The sequence below is a fragment of the Rahnella ecdela genome (assembly GCF_019049625.1).
GTDB classification, from domain to species: Bacteria; Pseudomonadota; Gammaproteobacteria; order Enterobacterales; family Enterobacteriaceae; genus Rahnella; species Rahnella ecdela.
Genome location: NZ_JAFMOY010000094.1, coordinates 1 through 20,504, shown reverse-complemented (window position 1 = coordinate 20,504; position 20,504 = coordinate 1). Strand labels below are relative to the sequence as shown.

The following is a 20,504-nucleotide window of genomic DNA, read 5'->3' as shown; positions in this document are numbered from 1 at the left end:
CGATTATGTCGAGATGTTTTATAATGCTAAACGCCGCCACAGTGCCTGTGAGGATCAAGCCCCTGCAGTTTATGAAAGTGCCTGGTTCATGAGGCACGGAACAGTCTAGGAAACTAGGGTCTTTTCAGGCTCAGCCTGTGCGTCAATCGCTATGCTGCGGGCTTCAATAACCCCGGTAGGAATCGGACTACACAGGCCTTGCCAAATCTAAGCCAGTTCATAGTAATCCACTTTTGAGATACAAGGAGGAGTCTATGGGCACACAACTATTTACTCCTGAATTTAAGGAAGAAGCTGTCCGCCAGATCACAGAGCGGGGCTATTCTGAAAAAGGCAGCGCGGTACTTTGCAAGAGAGCCCGACTAAAGCACCGCTTCATCAACGATCACCGTGATATCTGGTCGATCGCTGCGATGTGTCGGGTTTTGAAAGTTGCCCGTGCCGGATTTTACGTCTGGCTTCATTGTCCTGTCTCTGCGGGAGAAAAGGATTGATCCTACCCGCGAATAGTGGACACGCGACTAAGTGAGTAAACTCTCAACCAGAGGTGACTCATGACAAAATCAGCATCAACCAGCAAAAAGCCCCGCAAGCAACATACGCCAGAATTCCGCAACGAAGCCCTGAAGCTTGCTGAGCGTATCGGTGTTGCTGCCGCTGCCCGCGAACTCAGCCTGTACGAATCCCAGCTCTACGCATGGCGCAGCAAGATTAACAATGTCCGCAGCTCTTCCGAACGTGAGCAGGAAATGTCCGTTGAAATTGCACGCCATAAGCGCCAACTGGCGGAACAGGCAGAGGAACTGGCCATTCTCCAAAAGGCCGCGACATACTTCGCGAAGCGCCTGAAATGAAGTATGTCTTTATCGAAAATCATCGGGCTGAGTTCAGCATCAAAACCCTGTGCCGGGTACTGCGGGTCGCCCGCAGCGGCTGGTATGCCTGGCGTCTGCGTCGTCAGCAGATAACACCACGTCAGCAGTTCCGGCTCGTCTGTGATACTGCTGTCCGTCAGGCATTCACGGAGGCAAAACAGCGTTATGGTGCGCCTCGTCTCGCTGACGTACTGCCGGAGTACAACGTCAAAACTATTGCCGCCAGCCTGCGCCGTCAGGGACTCCGCGCAAAGGCTGCCCGTAAGTTCAGCCCGGTCAGTTACCGAGAACATGGCCTGCCGGTGTCGGAGAACCTGCTGAAACAGGATTTTTACGCCAGCGGTCCGAACCAGAAATGGGCGGGTGACATCACGTACTTGCGCACGGACGAAGGCTGGTTGTACCTGGCGGTAATCATTGACCTGTGGTCCCGGGCCGTCATCGGCTGGGCGATGTCTTCACGGATGACGGCGCAACTGGCCTGTGATGCACTGCAAATGGCACTCTGGCGGCGTAAACGACCAGAGAATGTTATCGTTCATACCGACCGTGGGGGGCAGTACTGCTCAGCGGATTATCAGGCATTAATGAAACAGCATGATCTGCATGGGAGTATGAGTGCGAAAGGCTACTGTTATGACAATGCCTGCGTGAAAAGCTTCTTTCATTCGCTGAAAGTGGAATGTCTCCACGGGGAACGCTTTATCAGCCGGGAAATAATGCGGACGACGGTGTTTAATTATATCGTGTGTGATTACAATCGGTGGCGTCGTCACAGTGCCTGTGGCGGCCTCAGCCCGGAACAGTTTGAAAACCAGAACCTCGCTTAGGACCGTGCCACATTACGTGGGTAGGATCAAACATCGGGGAGCAGGTCAATTAAATTAGTTCAGACACTCTTCGACTGACATCATGCATTATGCTGAAATTTTACGTATACATCTGTTTTTTAAAACTTTTTCAGGCAAAGAGCAATGCTATTACTTCACAATATTCATGCTAATTATACTTATCAGCGAATTATTATTTTATTCTTAACGCGCGCTATAGAATGAAAATCACTCACAACTTAAGCTATTAATCTGAAGCAATAATCAGAATGATAAGCAAAAGGAGCATACAATGGATATTCTGAGGAATGGAAATTTAAGTAACTGTCATAAACTTTTCCCTGAACTAACAACATGGCAATTAGAAATAATAATATTATTTTCTTCCGGGTTAACCCAGAAAGAAATAGCATATATAAAAAATATCAGTAAGCAAGCGGTATCCAAAGCGCTCAACCAGAGTAAAGACCGATATCATCTTGAGACGATAGAAAGCATCAGGTACGTATTTATAGCCAGAAGACTGTCCTACCTTCCCCTCTGACCATTATGAGCAAAGCCCTGTATAGCAACAGAGCTAGGGCTTTGTTGAATAAATCGAACTTTTGTCTGTAATCAGGATCAGATCGCCACATTTCTGAAACTGTAGCGGTATCTCGTGGCAAAACAGGGTCTTCCGCAACTTAGGTGGAAGAAAATAAATGAAACTTATTAGTTAACAAGGATCTAAGTTGTTTTAAGTTAGGGACAACTAAATGACTTCACTTCAGGCTCTGTTGCAGTTGCCGCGCGGATGGCAAGTCGTCCAACAAATCACTAGTCATCACAGGGTGAGCATCAATCTCAGTGCTACCCGGAAATCAGCTTATTGCCCTGAATGCCTGAAACGCAGTAGCTCCGTTCATAGCTGCCGACGGCGGCGTATACAACATCTTCCGTGCTCAGGACAATCGCTTTTTCTGACCTTTGCTGTCCGCCATTGGTACTGCCGTAACCCGGCGTGCTCGCGTAAAATCTTCGCTGAATCTCTGGTCCCTTTCGCCGGTTCGAGGCAGCAATCTTCAGAGGCTCTGCAGAATTTACAGCATCAACTGGGGCTAATCGCCGGTGGCGAGGCAGGCAAGCGAGCCGCAACAGCCACCGGTATCCAAACCAGCGCTGATACTCTGCTACGCAGAGTGGTTCAGGCATCCGAACCAGTACAAGCCGTAACCCAGAATATTGGGATCGATGAGTGGGCATGGCATCGCGGTCACCGGTACGGCACGTTGATCGTCAATCTTGATACTCATCGCCCTCTGGCTCTGCTTCCTGGGCGCGAGCAACGCAGCCTGACGGCCTGGTTCAGAAAATATCCGGAAATACAGGTTGTCTCACGCGATCGCGGTGGTATCTATGCGATGGCCGCACGTGATGGTGCTCCGCAGGCGAGGCAAGTCGCCAATCGTTGGCATCTCCTGAAGGATGCATTGGAACGGATGATGTACAGGCATATGCCGCTGATACGGCTGGTTGCCACTGAACTGTCGCCCAAAAATAATGCTCCAGAAGTTCAATCAGCAACCTTACCGGTACTTCTCCTTCCGGAGCGGATCAAACAACAGAGACGTGAAAAGCGGCATAACCGTTGGGCGGAAGTGAGCTCACTCCATAAAAATGGACGAGGGAACAGAGAAATATCTCGCATAACCGGATTATCACGAGTAACTGTTCGCCGATGGATACAGTCGGTAATGTTCCCTGAAATGTCAACCAGGCCACCAAAGCCCGGCCTTCTTGACCCATGGCGTGGCTGGTTAGAGCAACAACGGGAAAATGGTAACTATAACGCCAGCCAGATATGGCGTGAGATGGCGGCGATGGGCTTCACCGGCAGTGAAACAACGGTTAGAGATGCCATTACCAAATGGCGTAAAGGGGTGACAGATCCGATCCTTACTTCGGTTCGTCTTCCCTCAGCCTCAAGAGTCAGTCGCTGGTTGATGCCCTGGAGAATAATCAGAGGGGAAGAAAACTACGCATCACGGTTCATCGGGTTGATGTGCGAGAAAGAGCCTCAGCTGAAAATGGCGCAGCAACTGGCACTCGACTTTTACAGAATGCTGAAAACGAGAAATAAAACACTGTTAAACCCGTGGTTCATTAATGTAAGCGAAAGCGGACTTATAGACCTCCAGCGGGTTGCTGCAGGAATGGAATCTGATGCAGCGGCAATATCTTGCAGGTGGAGTAACGGCGTTGTTGAGGGGCATGTAAACCGACTGAAGATGTTGAAACGCCAAATGTACGGTCGTGCCGGGTTCGAACTGTTGAGGCGGCGAGTGATGAGTCCTCTTGCATGATTAGCTCCACCCAAGTTGCGGAAGACCCTGTTTTACATTGGCATCTGGGTCATTTTTACATCGGTACTAACAGTTATTCTGAACTGGCCATTTTCACCCTGATGAAACCCCCGCTCCGTTGCCCGGATTACTCCTGCGTCAGCAGACAGGCTAAGTCCGTCAGCATCCCGTTCAAAAACGCGACGCGCGGCGAAATTGCCCATCTGGTTATCGACTCCACCGGCTTAAAAGTCTTCAGTAAGGTTGAGTGAAAGGTGATAAAACACGGCCAGGAAAAGCGCCGCATCTGGCGGAAACTTCACCTGGAGGTGGACGCCGGTACGCATGAGGTTATCTGCGCTGACCACACTCCCTGTACAATGTGACTGAAGCAGAGGCCTTCCCGGGGCTTATGACACAAAACGGTGCCACGACGAGCTTAGGCGCAAGAAAATTAAGGCATTTATTCCGCCGCGAATGAGGGCGGCTTACAGTCCGGGAGAGTATGCCGACAGAAATCAGGCGGTGGCGAGGCAACGACTGACGGGGAGCAATGCGTACTGGAAATAGCACACGGCTTGCAACCGGCGTTCGGTGGCAGAAACGGCGATGTACCAGGTTAAACAGCTGTTCGGTGGGTATCTTACGCTGCGGGATTATGATGCACAGGTTGGGGAGGCTATGGCCATGATCCGTGCCTTAAACAAAATGACGCGAGCAGGCATGCCAGAAAGTGTACGAATTGCCTGAGGAAGTGACTGAAAGCAAGAGTTTTTATCTAAAATCGATTTATTCAACAATGCTCAGGGCTAGCTAAATGGCAATAAGATGGCTCAAATCAAAAAGTGGTTGACCGATTATGGAGGAGGTTTTTTTTTTGTTATATATCAATAAGTTTTGTCATTTTTTTGTCTATTGAATTCAACTAAAGGTTCACGTTACTCTAAAGGCATCCCTTCATGAAACGGGCTTTTTATACACACTTACAGAATGCAACACTTTGCATTACATTCAAAAGCCTACGTTATGCCAAAGACGACGTATCAGAAAATGATTAACCAGAAAGGATTTTTTATGACGGATATTAATGCAAAAACTATCGATATTTCATCTATTTCGAAAACTTCTGAGTTACTATGCTTACTATTGCAAAAAATAGAAGAGGCGGAATGCGATAGTCTTCCAGGAATATATAAAAAGTTGATTACATTAAATGAGACCCTCGAGCATAGAGATTTATTTGATGATGGGAGCAACAGAGGAAAAGCATTTAACCTGACAGTAGATATCGAAGAACAAATATTTGAACAAATAGGCTATGCGGAGGAGACCCACCGTTTGCTGAGAGACCTCATTGAAAATTTGGATATTCTAGCCAGCTCGTTACATGATGTAATTTGATTGACACTTCAATATTAAATAACCAGAACTAACGTAATATTTTAACATCGCATCCGTCTTAAGGAAGGCGGTATGTGACTCTACTCGTTTCATTCCCCCATGTCGTTGAACGTGGGTGAACTATTCTTTCTCGCCATCTCTCTCGAAACTACTACCTAACATCTGCAGAATAGAATTGATTCTTTCATCCTTAGCCATAGAACCATGATAATGGGCATAGCATTCATATTTGATATCGAAATCAAAGGGTAAATCATACGAAACAATGGGTAGTTTATCCTGAAAGCATTTTATGATTATGTCAGGCATCAGGATGAGGTTATCCGTAAATCCTGCCATCATGAGCATATTTAATGAGTTACTCGAAACACAATTAACATTTCTGGAACCTCTCTGTTCGTAAAATTCATTAGCGTGGAAATGGCTTTCAAAAATCAAATGCATCCCTCTGCTCCATACAACATGATTAGCACTAAGCCAGTCGGCACGAGATAAATTATCACGTATGCCTGGATGGTCTTTTCGGGCAACAACCTTTATTTTGCTTGAAAAAAGTAAAGACTGAATAATACTGTTGTCAAAGGATAGTCGTGTACCTAAATCAATATCAACTTCTCTGTTTCTTAAATTTATTAAGCGAGTATTGTCATCCATAGCTAAGGGAGAAAAAAGAATCCTCCCTGACAAACTACTTTCATCTAACTCAATGCCAATTAATAACTCCATAAGAGCATACGTACTGATCGTTATCTCTCTGTCAACTAGAGAAAGCTTCTGATTATCTTCATAAAACTCACTGGAAAACTTTAGATATCTTAAGCTCAACTCTTTGGCGACATTGTCGGGAAGCATACCATTTTTTGTTCTAAAAAAGAGTGCTGACGAAGTCGCTCTTCTTGCTTTATTCAATAAGTAAGTTACAGCCCCAGGGGTCACATTTAATTTTTCTGCCGCCTTAGTTACACTCCCACAAATAATTAGGAGATGAACAGCCCTGAGTACTTTTATATCGACAGTATGCATTTTCTTCCTTAGAAAAAGACTATAAATAATACCTACGTTTTTTTAAAAAATATAAAAACATAAGTTTATTAAAATAAAAGTAACGTAGCTACTTTTAAAAAATAAATTCAAAAAATCAACAAAAAATTCAGTTCAGCCGTCTGGCATCCAGAAATTTATTTCTCCAGTACACATTGTTCATTTTGGAAATTGTAACACCTTTAATTTTAGAAGCATGTATAAACTTTTGGTCGCCCAAATAAATTCCAACATGTCGTTCATATCTGCCAGTATGGAAAAAGACAAGGTCGCCTATTCTAAGCTGTGGTATTGCTATTCTTTTACCCGTTTTAATCTGTCTATAGGTCGTTCTTGGTAAATGAATACCGAATGACTCTTGATATATATGTCGAGTCAAAGATGAGCAATCAACTCCTTGCCGATTTGTGCCACCATAAAGATAGTGTGTTCCTTTCCATCTCAAATAACTTTTCATCAGTTTTTGTCGAGTTTTTAATTTTTTGGTTTTTAGAATGGAATAGCGACTATGACTTTTAAAACTCTTCTGGCTCCTCTTATTTTTATGAGTCTTATGGACCTTAAGAGTCTTTTTAGTCTTATGCCTTTTGTGACTGCTATAGGTACTATGACTTTTATGATTGCAATTTCTGCAATGGTTATTATGAATTGCATGTGTTTTAGCCAGTAAATTTTGGAGTGGCGATAAAACCATCAACCCAATGAATAACGTACTCGCCACCTTTCTAAAAAAAATGTTCTTTCTGTCACGTCTCGTAACGAGGTTGAAAAAACTATACATGGTGGCACATATTGGTGATTACATTTCGGGTGAATTCTCTTTCATCCTTGACTAAAATGGAAATGTAATAACCTTTATAACTCTTCCTGAACACAGTAAATCCCTTTTTAACTGTCAACAATCCTGAAAAACATTATTTGTGATACCTAATTAATCATTCTTAATATGCCATGTATTTTTTATAAAACCACCATTTCCAATGTTATTTTGTTAAATAGTTAATTTAATAAAATTGATATGGCTGCAATTTGTTGAAAAAAATAAATTTTATTGAAACACATACTTGTACTGAATTATTTTTTTACATTTTTTTTCAAAAATTAAATCAGACATAAAAATTTCAGAGGATTTAGATTTCAGAGGGAAAACACTAGTGATCTTTACCAGCAATAATGCGGAATCATGTAAGACATGCCGTGGCTGCGCAAAAAAAAAATCCACTAATAAATTATTTAACTTTCTGTTTTAATTGTATTTTTAATGACATCTTTCTCTATGTAGCGCTGTTAGCTTATGGGTAAATATGCTCATGAGACGGCACTTTTCTGTTTTTTTATCTTCGGCATAATTAAACAAATAACTTTTACTGACAGGATAAAACAACATTTGATCCCCATTTTGGAAAAATGGTGACTATGACCGCCCTGCCTGAGCTTGTATGTGTCTTTCTCGGCCCGCTTGAAACGATAAAATTTTTTGGCCACTTGGCGGTTGTGAGTTTGTTATTAAAAATGGAAATTTCTATTTTCTTCCGTGACGGACAATGCAGAATCATACCCCGGTCACTGGCACGAAGACTACCACTCAAAAATATTAAAAAGACTACTATAATATTTTCACCCATTTTATATTCTTATCAATTAATGATCCAAAAAAATTAAAAGATGGAAATTGTTAATCTCGCATTGAAGATCTTTAAAAATGTGTTTGATGATGGCCCCTGCAGATAATCCCTCACACCTCCTTGTCGTCATCTCAAATGAGAACTCCCCCCACATCACTATCATGTTGATCAAGCAATACTTTCTCTTCTGATATGTTAAAAAAGCATTATTATAACCATTTTAACCTGATTATCTAAGATAAAAATCGCCAATCAGTTAAATTCATTTAATAAAAAAAAGGTTTTTATAAAATGAATTTAAGATATCTATAGTCTGCTCTAAATTATTCCTCATTTATCTCCGTTAATATCCATGTGCTCAAAGCTTTTGAAATGACGTCATTGTATATGTAAATTTTAAATTTAACATTAGATGGTATTTTAGTTCTCGATTAGATATGCTTTAAAATCAGAGTTCATTATGAACGCGATGAGAAATATTTTAAAAAACTATAACTTTATTTTTATAAACAAGGAAGTAGTAATGGATCCGAATCGTTTTATTCTTTCTGCTATTCTATTTATCGTAGCAATCATAATATTGTTATACGGAATCAGAAGCTGGCAGACTGGTGCACTGGCTGAAAATGGCAGGAATGAGTACTATTATGTAGATGGCGGACTACCCTTCTACGGTTATATTTTTCTTTATATCACAATTGGAACCTTTTCTACGGGCCTCGCATTCTGGTTTCTAATGAAGTCACTTCAAATTTGGTAATGTATCTTCTCCCCTTCCCTTTTGCCTGCTTAAGTTCTATTAATACAGGGAAATAATCAGGTAAACATTAAATTTCCTGCGTTTCGGTTAATCCTTGGTCATAACTCACGCCATGAATTTGGTTTTTTGAAAATACCATTTTCATTATATCCGTGATGTTGGATAATTAATCGACCTGACAGCAACGCTTGCCGCAGCCTTGCGACCGAGCGTGAGCGAGTTAGCTGGCGAGGAAGCGTAAGTCACTCGGACAAACAGGATGTGCTTACCCACTTATCCACATATACATCTCTATTTTTATAAGTCTTTTTTAGAGATCTTTTTAAAGATCTTTTTAGGGACATCGCAATCCTGATATATCAAGGCCTGTAGCTTCACTGGTGTGACAAATTGCCCTCTGAGTGTGACAAATCACCCTGATATAGAATGTTTAAGTGTGACAATTCGCCCTTAATACTGTGACAAACTGCCCTTAACAATCCCCTGTAAACACAAGGTTATTGACATGAATTTATTTCAGTGACAACCTACGGCCTTGTCACACTGTACCTGGTAAATATATGACTGAGACGTTTCTGATAAATACAAAAAAACGTAAAAATAGCTCTCGTATAGTTCAGTCAAATGAATTAACTGAGGCAGCTTATAGTTTGACCCGCGATCAGAAGCGTATGCTTTATCTTTTTGTTGAACAGATCCGTGGCCAGGATGGATTCTTAAATGATCATGACGGTAATTGCGAAATTCAGGTCTCGAAATATGCCGCAACTTTTTCCCTTACTTCTGCAGAAGCAAGTAAAGACATCAGACAATCGCTGAAGGGATTTGCAGGCAAAGAGATTACGGTTTATCGACCTGAAGATGATGCGGGTGGCGAGAAGGGTTATGAATCGTTTCCCTGGTTTATTAAGCGAGCGTACAGCCCTGTCAGGGGCGTTTATAGCGTGCATATCAATCCCTTCCTTATTCCTTACTTTATTGGGCTACAGAACAGATTTACCCAGTTCAGGCTGAGTGAGACTAAAGAAATAACAAATCCCTATGCTATGCGGCTATATGAATCCCTCTGCCAGTATCGCAAACCTGATGGCTCAGGTATCGTCTCCCTGACGATAAACTGGATAATGGAGCGCTATCTGTTGCCACAAAGCTATCTGCGTATGCCTGATTTCCGACGTCGATTCCTCATCCCTGTTGTAGAGGAAATAAACAGCAGAACGCCGATGCAGGTTTCTTATACAGAAAAGAAAAAGGGCCGTCATACAACACACATTATCTTTAACTATTTTGACGATCAGCGTCCGTTGTAATTACGTGTGCTCTTCAGGGCAATTTGTCACATTTGACAGGCTTTGTTGAATAAATCGGATTTAGATAAAAGCTCCCTTCGTCGCTGACTCCCTCAACCAATCCGTACACTTTCTGGCATACCTGCACGCGTCATTTTGTTTAATGCGCGGATCATGGCCATAGCCTCCGCATCCGTCACATTGTTCAGGGAAAGGTCAGCGCAGATAACCTCATGCGTATCAGCGTCCACCGCCAGGTGCAGTTTACGCCAGACGCGGCGCTTTTCCTTGCCGTGTTTTTTCACCTTCCACTCTCCTTCCCCGAAGACTTTTAATCCGGTGGAGTCGATAACCAGATGGGCTATTTCGCCGCGCGCGGGGGTTTTAAAAGGAATGTTGACGGACTTAGCCCGCCTGCTGACGCAGGAGTAATCCGGGCACCTGAGCGGGAGCTTCATCAGGGTAAAAATGGAATCAATAAATCCCTGCGCGGCGCGCAGCGTGAGGCGAAAGATGCGTTTGAGCATCAGTACGGTGGTAATAGCGAGCTCAGAATAACGTTGCGGACGACCACGTGAAGACGTGTTGGCTCGTCATACCAGGCCTGGATGGCTGACTCATCAAGCCAGAATGTCAGTGAGCCCCGGATGACGAGCGCCTTGTTGTAGGTAGCCCAGTTGGTGATTTTGAACTTTTATTTTGCCACGTGATACCGCTACAGGATCGGGAATGTGGTGATCTGATCCTGATTACGGCCAAAAGTTCGATTTATTCAACAAAGCCCATTTGACATTGTTTACCCTCGATAGCTAAAAAGCAACTCAATGAAAATACTAGAAAAATTTCAAAGCAAAAAGGAAGTGTGGTTTGCGAGACGCTATTACTGAGGATTGGTGTTCTTTTCTCAAGGTTTTACTGCGTGTCTTTTCGCCACTGGCGGAACCAGCAACGTTTAGCATCAACTCTTTTGTATTCTCCCGCCGGTTATAGCTTGTTTTCAGAACCAGAACGCATACTCATCGCATCCCCGCGATAAGCAGCAACCACTGCAGAGAATGAATCGCGACGATGCTTGCAGTAACAACCACTGTAGTGAGCAATTAAGTGTAAGTAACTCGTCGAAAACACTTTCAATAGGCATAACCCCTCATTACAGTGGTTGATGATGTCATCAGATGGCAACTGTTTACTCTCTACAGTGGTTGCACTGTTCGTGTAATTATCCGTACAAGAGAACCATTCGATGAACCAGCTGGATTCGCCGGCCTGGTTGAAGCATTCAACTGTGTCAGTTTACGTGGATGGTGAGGGTATTTTGTTTCACGGAGTAATCTTTCAGGCCAATAAGTGAGAATGACTGTTGGGCGGCTTTGTTGACAACGCACACACATCATTTTGACAAAACGTCCAAAACCTCCTGTAAAGAAGATGCTTTTAGCATTTTATTCAGCATATTTTCATCGCTTATCAAATCATTCAGGGCGCTCAGCAGAGGAATATGTGAAAGGTCTGCGCAAGGCACCAGGATGATGATGAGACGAGGTGTTATCTGATTGGTGCAACCTTCAAAATGCAGAGGGTATTTTAGTTTCAGTAACGATAGTGCAGGTGCGGCGATCCCCTGAGGAGGTGCATCGTGCAGGAGTAATACGTCTGGAGAGAGATACATGGTCAGGTCGGATTTTTCGATATTGGCGATAATACTTTCTGCAAAATAAATCGAAATAACTCCCTGATCAACCAAAGGTTTTGTGGCTTTTTTTATGGCTTCTCGCCACTCCATCTGCTTCGCACTAAATTGCACCCTGCCATGTAAGTAATCTGCAAGCTGCTTGTTTTCTGGATGCACTTCCCCACCGCGGGTTTGATGTAAATAACGATGCACTATCTCGCTGATTGCTTCCTGGAACTCCTGTTTCATTTGCGGTGCATGGCTGGTTGCCGCAGCGACAAGCGTATTAACTAGCTCACGTTCCCGAACATTATCATGCTTATTTTCCAGGATATTCCTGAGTTGAATCCTTTCGTTTGCGCTGAGCATGTGTTGTGCAAGTATGTGATAGACGTCGGCTAATTTTTCTCTGGAAAGAACAATGCTGCTGACGACCAGTCGGGTGCCAACAGGTAAGGGTTGCGCCATAAACTTGCTGTAAGAGAGGTGGCGGATACTCAAAGGTAGCACTGTCAGATTGCGAAGTTGGTTTTCGAGAATTGCCGTAGAAGACATGCCACCTTCTGTGACTAGCAGTACGATCTGCTCGCCGGTTTCAGGCTTTATATCGAGCCATGCGGCGAAACTGATAGTGATATAGCTCAGCTCATCATCATTGAAAACTACCTGGTACTCTGTCTCCATCCCCTGAATTGCCTGCCTGCATAACTGAAAGATCAGGGGATAGCTCTGGATCACATCCTCACGCAGAACGTTTTCACTTTTTATATTAAATAAGCAGCGGTGGATAGCAGGTCCAAGATGAGAGAAAAGGCGTACCACCAGACTTGAAACGTCAGAAAAATAAACACCGGAGAGAGACTGGAATTGCTCAACCAGTTGCCGGATACATAACGTCAGGCGGCGATCGTTTGCATCGCCAGTCGGGGAACTGGCGATTTTTTTGCTGATAGAAAGTAACAAAGTCAAAAACAACGTATTGCTTGCGATATCCCCCACATCGAGTTGTTCCGATAAATGGGAATGTATCGAGGCTGCAGTCAGACATTCTGGCTGGCTACGAAGTGCGTTTATCTGAGCGGGGGTAAATTCGGCATAATTACCTTTCACTGTTTCCAGTAGACTGAACATCATCATATACACCAGCAGTCTTTTATCTTTATCGCTGAATACGCAATCCAGCTGGCCTTCTGCCAGACCAATAGAAAATATGATGGCGTTTCTGACTTCAGAAGCGCACAGCCTGTGCTCTGTCAGATGTTTACGTAGTACGAGCTGCACTCTGGCTTCTACCTGGGCATGAGCATACTTAAGAGAGCGTTGTAGCATCTGGTGAATACACAACCGCCGTTCGAGTTGCCCTCCCGTGACATGATAACCCTCTTTTTTACTGACCTGGAGTAGCAGGTCATGTTGCTTTTGCAGCACTGGCTTTAGCGTATTAAGGTCATCGAGGGTGGTATTGCGGCTGACATTATTGATTTCACTGAGTTGCTGGGTAAAGAGGGGAACTGGAGAGCAGACGAGGTTAAGCAGGAGATGATCCCGGCGCTCTTCTGAGCACAATTTATAGCTCTGTTTATCAAGCAGAGTCAGGTGGTTAAGGATGGTTCCTACTTCATTCTCGTCTAAACGTAAGCCATGGTGCACGTCAGCCAGAAGGGGAGAAAATCCTTCATGAACAAGCCAGTCGTTGATTTTTTTCCTGCGGTAATAAAAGTTTCTTTGTGGGAGGTAGAGTTTTTCGCAGAGTGTTTTAAGGGGCAGTCCCGGCTCCGCGGCCACTTTTTTTATGATATCAACGGCAAGGTGATCCAACTGCATGCTCGATCCTTTGAAGCCCGGCGCCTGAACGCCGGTATTCTCTGATTCAGAGGAATGAAGGGAATGGTAAATCCGTTTCCGCTTCAAAAATATCCGGGAAGCCGCGAGGATGTTGATAAATACGGCGATCCTTATCCCTAGGATAAACAAATTTACCGCCAGGCTGCCAGATGAAAGGCACAAAGTTGTATTGCAGGCGGTGACGACGCATTTCAAAAAGTGTCAGTATTTCATTTGTATCCGCCAGCATGTTGCTCCAGATATCGTGATGGAAAGGGATCATAACCTTAGTCCGCAGGCTCTCAGCCATACGCAAGATATCCACTGACGTCATTTTGTCGGTAATGCCAATTGGGTTTTCGCCAAATGACCCTAAAGCCACATCGATTTGATTCTCTTTGCCATGTCGGGCGTACATATTCGAATAATGCGAGTCGCCGGAATGATAAATATTGCCGCCTGATGTTTTAACCAGATAATTGACGGAACGCAGATCCATATCAGGGATTTCACTTTTTTCATCAGCCAGCGGCTTCGGCGGTTCGGTGATCAGAATAGTTCGGTCAGATGACTCCAGAACCAGGATTTCCATATCCTTAATTTTGATTATATCCCCAGGTTTCACCACGCGGCACCGGTGGGAAGGAACACCCCAATTTATCCAGAGATCCACGCACGCCTGCGGGCCGATGAAAGAGACATCATCTTTACAGTTTTTAAGTACTGCGGCAGCGACATTAATATCGATATGATCAGCGTGATAATGCGTTGAAAGCACGGCATCAATTTCACGGATCGAAAAGGGATCGAGAACGAATGGCGTGTTTCTGAGGTTCGGCTGAGCAATACGTGCACCACTCATCCGGGCCATCTGGTGACCGGGCTCCATGTCAGGCAAGTTCTTCTTACGTTTTCCTGTGCCGCACCAGAAATCGATGCTGATGTTGGCGTTACCCTGAGTCTTGATCCACATTCCGACACAGCCTAACCACCACATGGCTACCGAGTCTGCTGCAACCTGCTCTGCTTCTATTTCGTCATTAAGCCAGGTGCCCCATTCAGGGAAGGTATTTTGTACCCAGCTTTCACGTGTGATGTCATTTACATTGCTCATTACTTTTCCTTAATCTGTTTAAGCATTAGCGATAGCGGCGAAATTCAAGGCTGTGTTGCGGCGATTTGTCGCGCTCAAAATGGCGCCGCCAACAATGGCGATTTCTGGCTGCAATTGCTCTTTTATGGCCGGCAACGTATCCAGACTGATCCCCCCTGCCAGCGACATAATTAATCCACAGGCTTTGTGAACCTCAATAAATTCACTGAATGCCTGTTGAGGATCGTCCCCACAATCGGCGTTTTTATGTACGCAGATATGCGTTGCGCCAAGGGCTTTAAGTTCACAGGCGCGCAACACCGGATCAGAAACAGATTGCAGATCAAACACCACAATGGCGTTATTCTGGCTGGCAATTGCCAGCACTTTTCTGACGGCGGTATCACTTGCCACAGCAAGCATTGAGTAATACTCCGGCAGGCATTGCGCCATCAATGTGGCCTCACGCTCCGGGCCATCAATGATTTTCATATCCAGAAAGATGGGTTTCTCCGGGCATATCGCACGGATCTCTTTAACGATGGCAATGCCGCTGTGTTTGAGAAGCGAAGTTCCTACTTCGATAATTTCCACGTGGGATCCTGCTTCCCGGACAACATCCAACGCTTTGTGCGGGTCTAATAAATCCAGTGCCAGTTGTATTTTCATGACCAACTCCCTAACAGTTACGCGACAAGGCCAAAGGCTGTGCCGATGAATTTCAACAGATACATCAGTGGTAACCAGACCAGGCTGAAATCGATATTGGAGAACATCAGACCGGAGCCATAAAGCGAACCCATCATTGGGTAAAGCAGGATCACCCCGGCGTGAGCGATAACGCTGGTGATAAAGCCAGCACCCAATGCGCCTTTATAACCGCCATATTTGTTACCAAAAACGCCCATCGTGCAGCCATCGAAGAACATAATTATCGGGCTTGGAAAAACAATGATTGGGCTTTTCAGTAAAACGGTGGCCGCTGTGACGACCAGAGCGCCTGTGACCGAACCGATAAACCCCAGCATTGCCCCGGTGGGCGAGTAAGGGAAAAGTGCGGGGCAATCCAATGCTGGAACGGCGTCCGGTAACAGGCGGTCTGAGATCCCTTTAAAGGCGGGAACAATGGAGCCGATAAACATCCTGACGCCAATGAGCAAGATGACAACACCGGCGGTAAAGCTCAGCCCCTGCATCAACAGCCAGACAATCCAGTTTGTTCTGCCACTCAGTTCCGTAACTCCCTGAGCACCTACCGATAAACCGATCCCGAGAAAAATCAGAGGCATCAGGAACGCCAGTGAAATAGTGTTGTCACGGAACATCGATAAGAAACCTGGAAGTTTCAGCTCTTCTGCATCTTCTGACGGGCTACCAAACAGGGGTGCAACTTTACTGGCAAGCCATGCGCCGACTTGCTGGTTATGCCCAAGGGTGAGGTCATCGCCAATGAAATGCTGCCCCAGTTTGCGGGTAATTGCCGGAGATAGCGTCCAGTAAAGCCCGCAAAGAATGGCACCCGTCAGGATCAGAGCAACGCCAGAGAGGCCGAGCGCACCTGGCAAGGCAAGAACCATAAAAGTGGCTAGAAAAAGTTGGATATGTACTGTCAGAAACACGTTTTTAAAGCGTTTAAACGGAATGATATAAACGAAAAACAGGTGGAATAAAAAGCCGAGGATAAAGGTTAACGTAACGTCGTTGGCGAACTTCAGCATAGCCACGCCAAAAGCGGCTTCGTTGGCAGGCAGAACGCCATGAATGCCGAGGATTTTATTAAGCTGACCCATTATGGGGGAAAGCGATTTTAATAAAGTCCCTGACCCGATGGTAATAACGAGTAACCCGACTATCGTTTTTACCGTTCCATCGATAATTTCACTGGTTTTTTTGCGCTGTAACATCAAACCAAACAGCGCAATGATCCCGAGGAATAAAGGGGCCTTATCCAGTATTTGAAAAATAATAAATTCGATAATATCTTTCATCGCACTTCTCTCCGGATATGTTAGGAAGAAAACCTGGTGAGATACTCTCCAATACTGCTTTCAATTTCTTGCTTACGGACAAAATTGGTTAAGACAATGGTCTTACTCTTTAACTCATCTGGCATGCTTGCGGCCAGCTCACGGGTTGTCACATATAATTCAGCAGGAACACTACGCACACTGCCTAAATCGCAAGTATCGACTGAAACATCAATGTTCATTTTTTTTACGACTTGTTCGATATTCATTTTTGCAATTACGCTCGAGCCAAGTCCCATTCCACATACGCAAACAATTTTCATTTTAAACTCCCTGATTTACGTTATTGATTGCCAGATAGACATCTTCAATGTTTTGAGATTTTTGTAAAAATAGCGCGCTATTGTCCCCATCAAGAAAATTTACAAGCTGGGATATGATATTGATATGACTGTTGTTATCGGTTGCACAGAGTCCGAATACGATCGATACGGGATCGTTTTCTTCACTGCCAAAATTGATGGGTGTAGCGAGGGTCGCAAGGCTTATTCCTGTTTTTAAAACACTGGCTGCCGGACGAGAATGGGCCAGCGCAATACCAGGAGCCACAACTATATATGGCCCGAGCGTTTCAACGGCAGCAATCATTTCTTCGGTATAGCTCGGGGTTGTATATCCACCTGTTACCAGAAGATTTCCCGCAGCGGTTATTGCTGCGCGCCAGTCTTTGGCATTAATTTGCAGATTGATATTTTCCCTGGAAATAATTTCATTAATCATTTCTTTCCCCTAAGTTTGTCTGAATTGCATCCTATGACGGGGAAATTGAAATCAAAAAAACAATTTATACAGTCAATAATTTAAAAAATTGGGCTGTTCCCTTCTGAGCAATCACGGTAGTTGATTGTTGCTCACATAAAAACATTGGAAATAAATATCCATCACAAAAAATAGTGCTGTTATAGAGGATTGAGTTTCTCAGGAAAAAGCTAAATTTGTGACCCATATTAGAATTACGCACTCGTTAACCTGTACACATAATGCCCACGTGACTGAATTCCGGGTTTTGTCGATGGTGTGCTGTGCTTAGATACGGACCCTGCTTACTTGCCTGGGGGACTACAACAACGGTTCAGGACTGTCTGGTTTATGTATGGCAGTTCTAAATACTCTCAATTCTTATCTTGTTATCCACTTTTCCACAGTGTAGATCCAATAATAAGATCCTATATAGATCATTAAACAGATCAAAAGAGATCCCCGCTCCTCTGCAAACCACGTCCTGTAAGGCCAAAAACCACATTGCTAACCACTATGATAAGTATTCTAACCGCTATAGAGAGTGGGGTAACCGCTATAGACAGTACGTTAACTTCGCTGGTGAGTAACTAGAAACCACTAGAGTGAGTAAATCATCATTCGGGCTGTGCATAACATTTTTCCTGAAGGATTCAGTTAACTCTTTGAAATTAACAACACAACTTTAAGACAGCAGATGTTGCCCAAAATGATGACCACAGTTTCATCACAGAGTGAACCTCTGGTGGTGATTGCAACGTGGATCTTAACCTGGAAACTTAAGACCCTGTTTTTAAAGTTATCCTATGCTTCGATCCAATAATAAGATCCTTATAGAACCAATAAGACCCTAAGAGATCCCCGCTGCTCTGTAAGCCTCGTCCTTTCTGGGGTGAATGAGGATCGCTAACCGCTATAGTCAGTAAAATAACCGCTATAGACAGCAAACTAACCACTATGCCCTGTGGTAAAACCACTATAGTGAGTGTTAGTATCCACTGTATCGTGTAGCGAGAGTCGCTTATCCACATTCATTGTGAGAGTTGATAATGTCTGAAAATGAGCCTAAAAACATAGAGATAGCGAAAGCTTTCTCTGAAACCGATAAGAGAACGGGTGAGCTTGTTACTCTGGTTCCTAACAGCAATAACACGGTTCAGCCTGTAGCTCTGATGCGTCTGGGCTTATTTGTTCCAACATTGAAGTCTACTGCTCGCGGCCGTAAGGGTCAGATGAACTCAATGGACGTCACTTCTGAGCTCAAGCAGCTTTCGATCGTGAAGTCTGAAGGATATGAGAACATCAAGATCACGGGGGCGCGGCTAGATATGGATAATGATTTCAAGACCTGGGTTGGGATCATTCATGCCTTTGCCAAGCATAAGGTCCTGGGAGACTCTGTATACCTGCCGTTTGTTGAGTTTGCTAAATTATGTGGCATTCCCTCAGCGCGTTCCTCAGCGAAGCTCAGGGCGCGTCTGGAAGCCTCACTGGAGCGTATCGCAACGAATACCTTGTCGTTTTCGAATAAAGAGGGGGACTATTACGTTACCCACTTAGTTCAGTCGGCGAAGTACAGCCCGAAGAAAGATTCCGTAGAGCTGCAGGCGGATCCTAAGATTTTTGAACTGTATCAGTTTGATAAGAAAGTTCTTCTCCAGCTACGTGCCATCAATGAACTTTCCCGTAAGGAGTCAGCTCAGGCTCTCTATACGTTTATTGAAAGTCTTCCGACAGATCCCGCTCCCATTTCAATGTCCCGCCTGCGTGCTCGTCTTAATCTGACATCACGAGCCATCACACAGAACGCAACTGTTCGTAAGGCAATGGAACAGCTTAAGGCAATTGGGTATCTCGATTATACGGAGGTCAAACGGGGTAAAGCCGTCTACTTCTGCATCCACTATCGGCGGCCAAAATTACGACCCGCTCAGATCCCAACGGGCATTGGGGATGATGTTTATGATGTCCTGGACGATGAAAATATCATTGATGTTCCTGCCCACAAGGAGGCTGATTCTGCCGCGCCGCGGGAGATGGTTATGCTGACGAAAGAGGAACTTGAACTGCTTGAACAACTTCGCCAGGCAAAAAAATAGCGCCAGTTCCTTTTTAATTCTTCTGATCTAAAGACTGCTGATTGTTCTGGCAGGCTTTTTCGTTAACCACTGTGGTAGCAGATCAACCACTGTAGTGAGAAACGTAACCACTGCAATCAGTACACTCGCTCTCCTGGAAATCCGGCAACCACTGTTGTCAGTATTTTCTACTCACTGCAGTGGTTGTATGTTTCCTTTGCGCCAACCCCCCTAGTGGTTACTAACCTGAAACCCCTTATAGTATGGGTGTCAGTGGTTACTAACTTATCTCAACTCTCTGCTATTTACTCTCTTCAGTGGTTATAGCTCATCATAGCGGTTATTACTCGCTACAGTGGTTTGTTACTCACTTTAGTGGATGTCACTCACCGCAGTGGTTTCTTCTGACTACAGTGGTTGATCCATTCTATAGTGGATATTGCATCTCATTTCTTAGCTGATTCAAAGTAGTGGAAAGGGATTTGATACAGTGTCACTTCTGCTAAGGCAACGCTTTATACTTTCCTTATTGCTGACTACTCGAAATCGAGATCCGGTGTCCCCTATCGAATTTCGAATTATCTATCAATGACTGACTATGGGCTCTTCGGTTCTGTGTCTTTGGGAAATGCTTTATGCCTTTCCCACTGACCTGCTCCCCGTTGATTAGTACACCCCGATATTAGTAATGTCTTCATAAGCCACATGAGGACATCCCCATGAAGAAGCGTTTTTCCGACCAACAGATCATCAGTATTCTCCGCGAGGCCGAAGCCGGAGTATCCGCCCGTGAACTCTGCCGCAAGCACGCCATTTCCGATGCCACGTTTTACATCTATGGACTACCTCCGTTTTGCAAGCACTGAATCAGGTTTTAGGTTGTTGCTTACATCTATCCGGCATCAGGAATACCTGTGCCCAAATGGGTAA

14 protein-coding genes and 4 pseudogenes are annotated in these 20,504 nt (G+C 44.4%); 9 read left to right on the top strand and 9 right to left on the bottom strand.

Features of this window, described 5'->3' with window-relative positions:
* Positions 1 to 254 precede the first annotated feature (254 nt).
* The 5 genes and pseudogenes from J1784_RS01235 to J1784_RS01215 all read left to right on the top strand — a co-directional run.
* Positions 255 to 491: pseudogene (locus tag J1784_RS01235) on the top strand (IS3 family transposase); the annotation flags it as partial.
* Between the two features lie 63 nt (positions 492 to 554).
* Positions 555 to 1,705, top strand: a protein-coding gene (locus J1784_RS01230) for an IS3 family transposase (RefSeq protein ID WP_217147714.1) whose coding sequence is annotated in 2 segments (ribosomal slippage) — positions 555 to 813 and positions 813 to 1,705 — 1,152 coding nt in all. Because the reading frame shifts where the segments join, the coding sequence is not laid out codon by codon here.
* 755 nt (positions 1,706 to 2,460) lie between these two features.
* On the top strand, positions 2,461 to 4,047 hold the full coding sequence (locus tag J1784_RS01225; RefSeq protein WP_217147713.1) for an ISL3 family transposase: 1,587 nt from the start codon (positions 2,461 to 2,463) through the stop codon (positions 4,045 to 4,047).
* An 86-nt stretch (positions 4,048 to 4,133) separates the two neighbouring features.
* A pseudogene (locus J1784_RS01220) lies at positions 4,134 to 4,776 on the top strand (transposase); the annotation flags it as partial.
* A 324-nt stretch (positions 4,777 to 5,100) separates the two neighbouring features.
* Complete coding sequence (locus J1784_RS01215) at positions 5,101 to 5,427, top strand: hypothetical protein (RefSeq protein ID WP_217147712.1); 327 nt, start codon at positions 5,101 to 5,103, stop codon at positions 5,425 to 5,427.
* Between the two features lie 120 nt (positions 5,428 to 5,547).
* On the opposite strand, the gene J1784_RS01210 is transcribed toward J1784_RS01215, so the two are convergent.
* Both J1784_RS01210 and J1784_RS26805 read right to left on the bottom strand, forming a co-directional pair.
* Positions 5,548 to 6,450, bottom strand: coding sequence for a LysR family transcriptional regulator (locus J1784_RS01210; RefSeq protein ID WP_217147711.1), 903 nt, complete (start codon positions 6,448 to 6,450; stop codon positions 5,548 to 5,550).
* 127 nt (positions 6,451 to 6,577) lie between these two features.
* On the bottom strand, positions 6,578 to 6,925 hold the full coding sequence (locus tag J1784_RS26805) for an NlpC/P60 family protein (protein WP_217147710.1): 348 nt from the start codon (positions 6,923 to 6,925) through the stop codon (positions 6,578 to 6,580).
* 1,691 nt (positions 6,926 to 8,616) lie between these two features.
* On the opposite strand from J1784_RS26805, the gene J1784_RS01200 reads away from it, so the two are divergent.
* Positions 8,617 to 8,853, top strand: coding sequence for a hypothetical protein (locus J1784_RS01200; RefSeq protein WP_217147709.1), 237 nt, complete (start codon positions 8,617 to 8,619; stop codon positions 8,851 to 8,853).
* Between the two features lie 560 nt (positions 8,854 to 9,413).
* Complete coding sequence (gene repE / locus J1784_RS01195) at positions 9,414 to 10,163, top strand: replication initiation protein RepE (RefSeq protein ID WP_217147708.1); 750 nt, start codon at positions 9,414 to 9,416, stop codon at positions 10,161 to 10,163.
* 122 nt (positions 10,164 to 10,285) lie between these two features.
* Here repE and J1784_RS01190 read toward each other — a convergent pair.
* The 7 genes and pseudogenes from J1784_RS01190 to J1784_RS01160 form a co-directional block, all read right to left on the bottom strand.
* A pseudogene (locus tag J1784_RS01190) lies at positions 10,286 to 10,827 on the bottom strand (IS5 family transposase); the annotation flags it as partial.
* Between the two features lie 705 nt (positions 10,828 to 11,532).
* The gene (locus J1784_RS01185; RefSeq protein WP_217147707.1) at positions 11,533 to 13,638 is read right to left on the bottom strand and encodes a PRD domain-containing protein; all 2,106 of its coding nucleotides are present in this window, start codon (positions 13,636 to 13,638) and stop codon (positions 11,533 to 11,535) included.
* A 46-nt stretch (positions 13,639 to 13,684) separates the two neighbouring features.
* Positions 13,685 to 14,752, bottom strand: a complete 1,068-nt coding sequence (gene ulaG, locus J1784_RS01180; RefSeq protein ID WP_217147706.1) for an L-ascorbate 6-phosphate lactonase — start codon at positions 14,750 to 14,752, stop codon at positions 13,685 to 13,687.
* Between the two features lie 18 nt (positions 14,753 to 14,770).
* Complete coding sequence (locus J1784_RS01175) at positions 14,771 to 15,400, bottom strand: orotidine 5'-phosphate decarboxylase / HUMPS family protein (RefSeq protein ID WP_217147705.1); 630 nt, start codon at positions 15,398 to 15,400, stop codon at positions 14,771 to 14,773.
* Between the two features lie 17 nt (positions 15,401 to 15,417).
* Positions 15,418 to 16,719, bottom strand: coding sequence for a PTS ascorbate transporter subunit IIC (locus J1784_RS01170; protein WP_217147704.1), 1,302 nt, complete (start codon positions 16,717 to 16,719; stop codon positions 15,418 to 15,420).
* Positions 16,720 to 16,739: 20 nt separating this feature from the next.
* Entirely contained in the window at positions 16,740 to 17,021 is a 282-nt protein-coding gene (locus tag J1784_RS01165; RefSeq protein WP_217147703.1) for a PTS sugar transporter subunit IIB, read from the bottom strand.
* Between the two features lies 1 nt (position 17,022).
* Positions 17,023 to 17,478 (bottom strand): PTS sugar transporter subunit IIA, encoded by a 456-nt coding sequence (locus J1784_RS01160; protein WP_217147702.1) that lies wholly within the window; start codon positions 17,476 to 17,478, stop codon positions 17,023 to 17,025.
* A gap of 1,067 nt (positions 17,479 to 18,545) precedes the next feature.
* On the opposite strand from J1784_RS01160, the gene J1784_RS01155 reads away from it, so the two are divergent.
* Positions 18,546 to 19,595 carry a RepB family plasmid replication initiator protein gene (locus tag J1784_RS01155; protein ID WP_217147701.1) on the top strand — a complete coding sequence of 350 codons (1,050 nt, stop codon included), beginning with the start codon at positions 18,546 to 18,548 and terminating at the stop codon, positions 19,593 to 19,595.
* A 698-nt stretch (positions 19,596 to 20,293) separates the two neighbouring features.
* Positions 20,294 to 20,413, top strand: a pseudogene (locus J1784_RS01150) (transposase); the annotation flags it as partial.
* Positions 20,414 to 20,504: the final 91 nt, after the last annotated feature.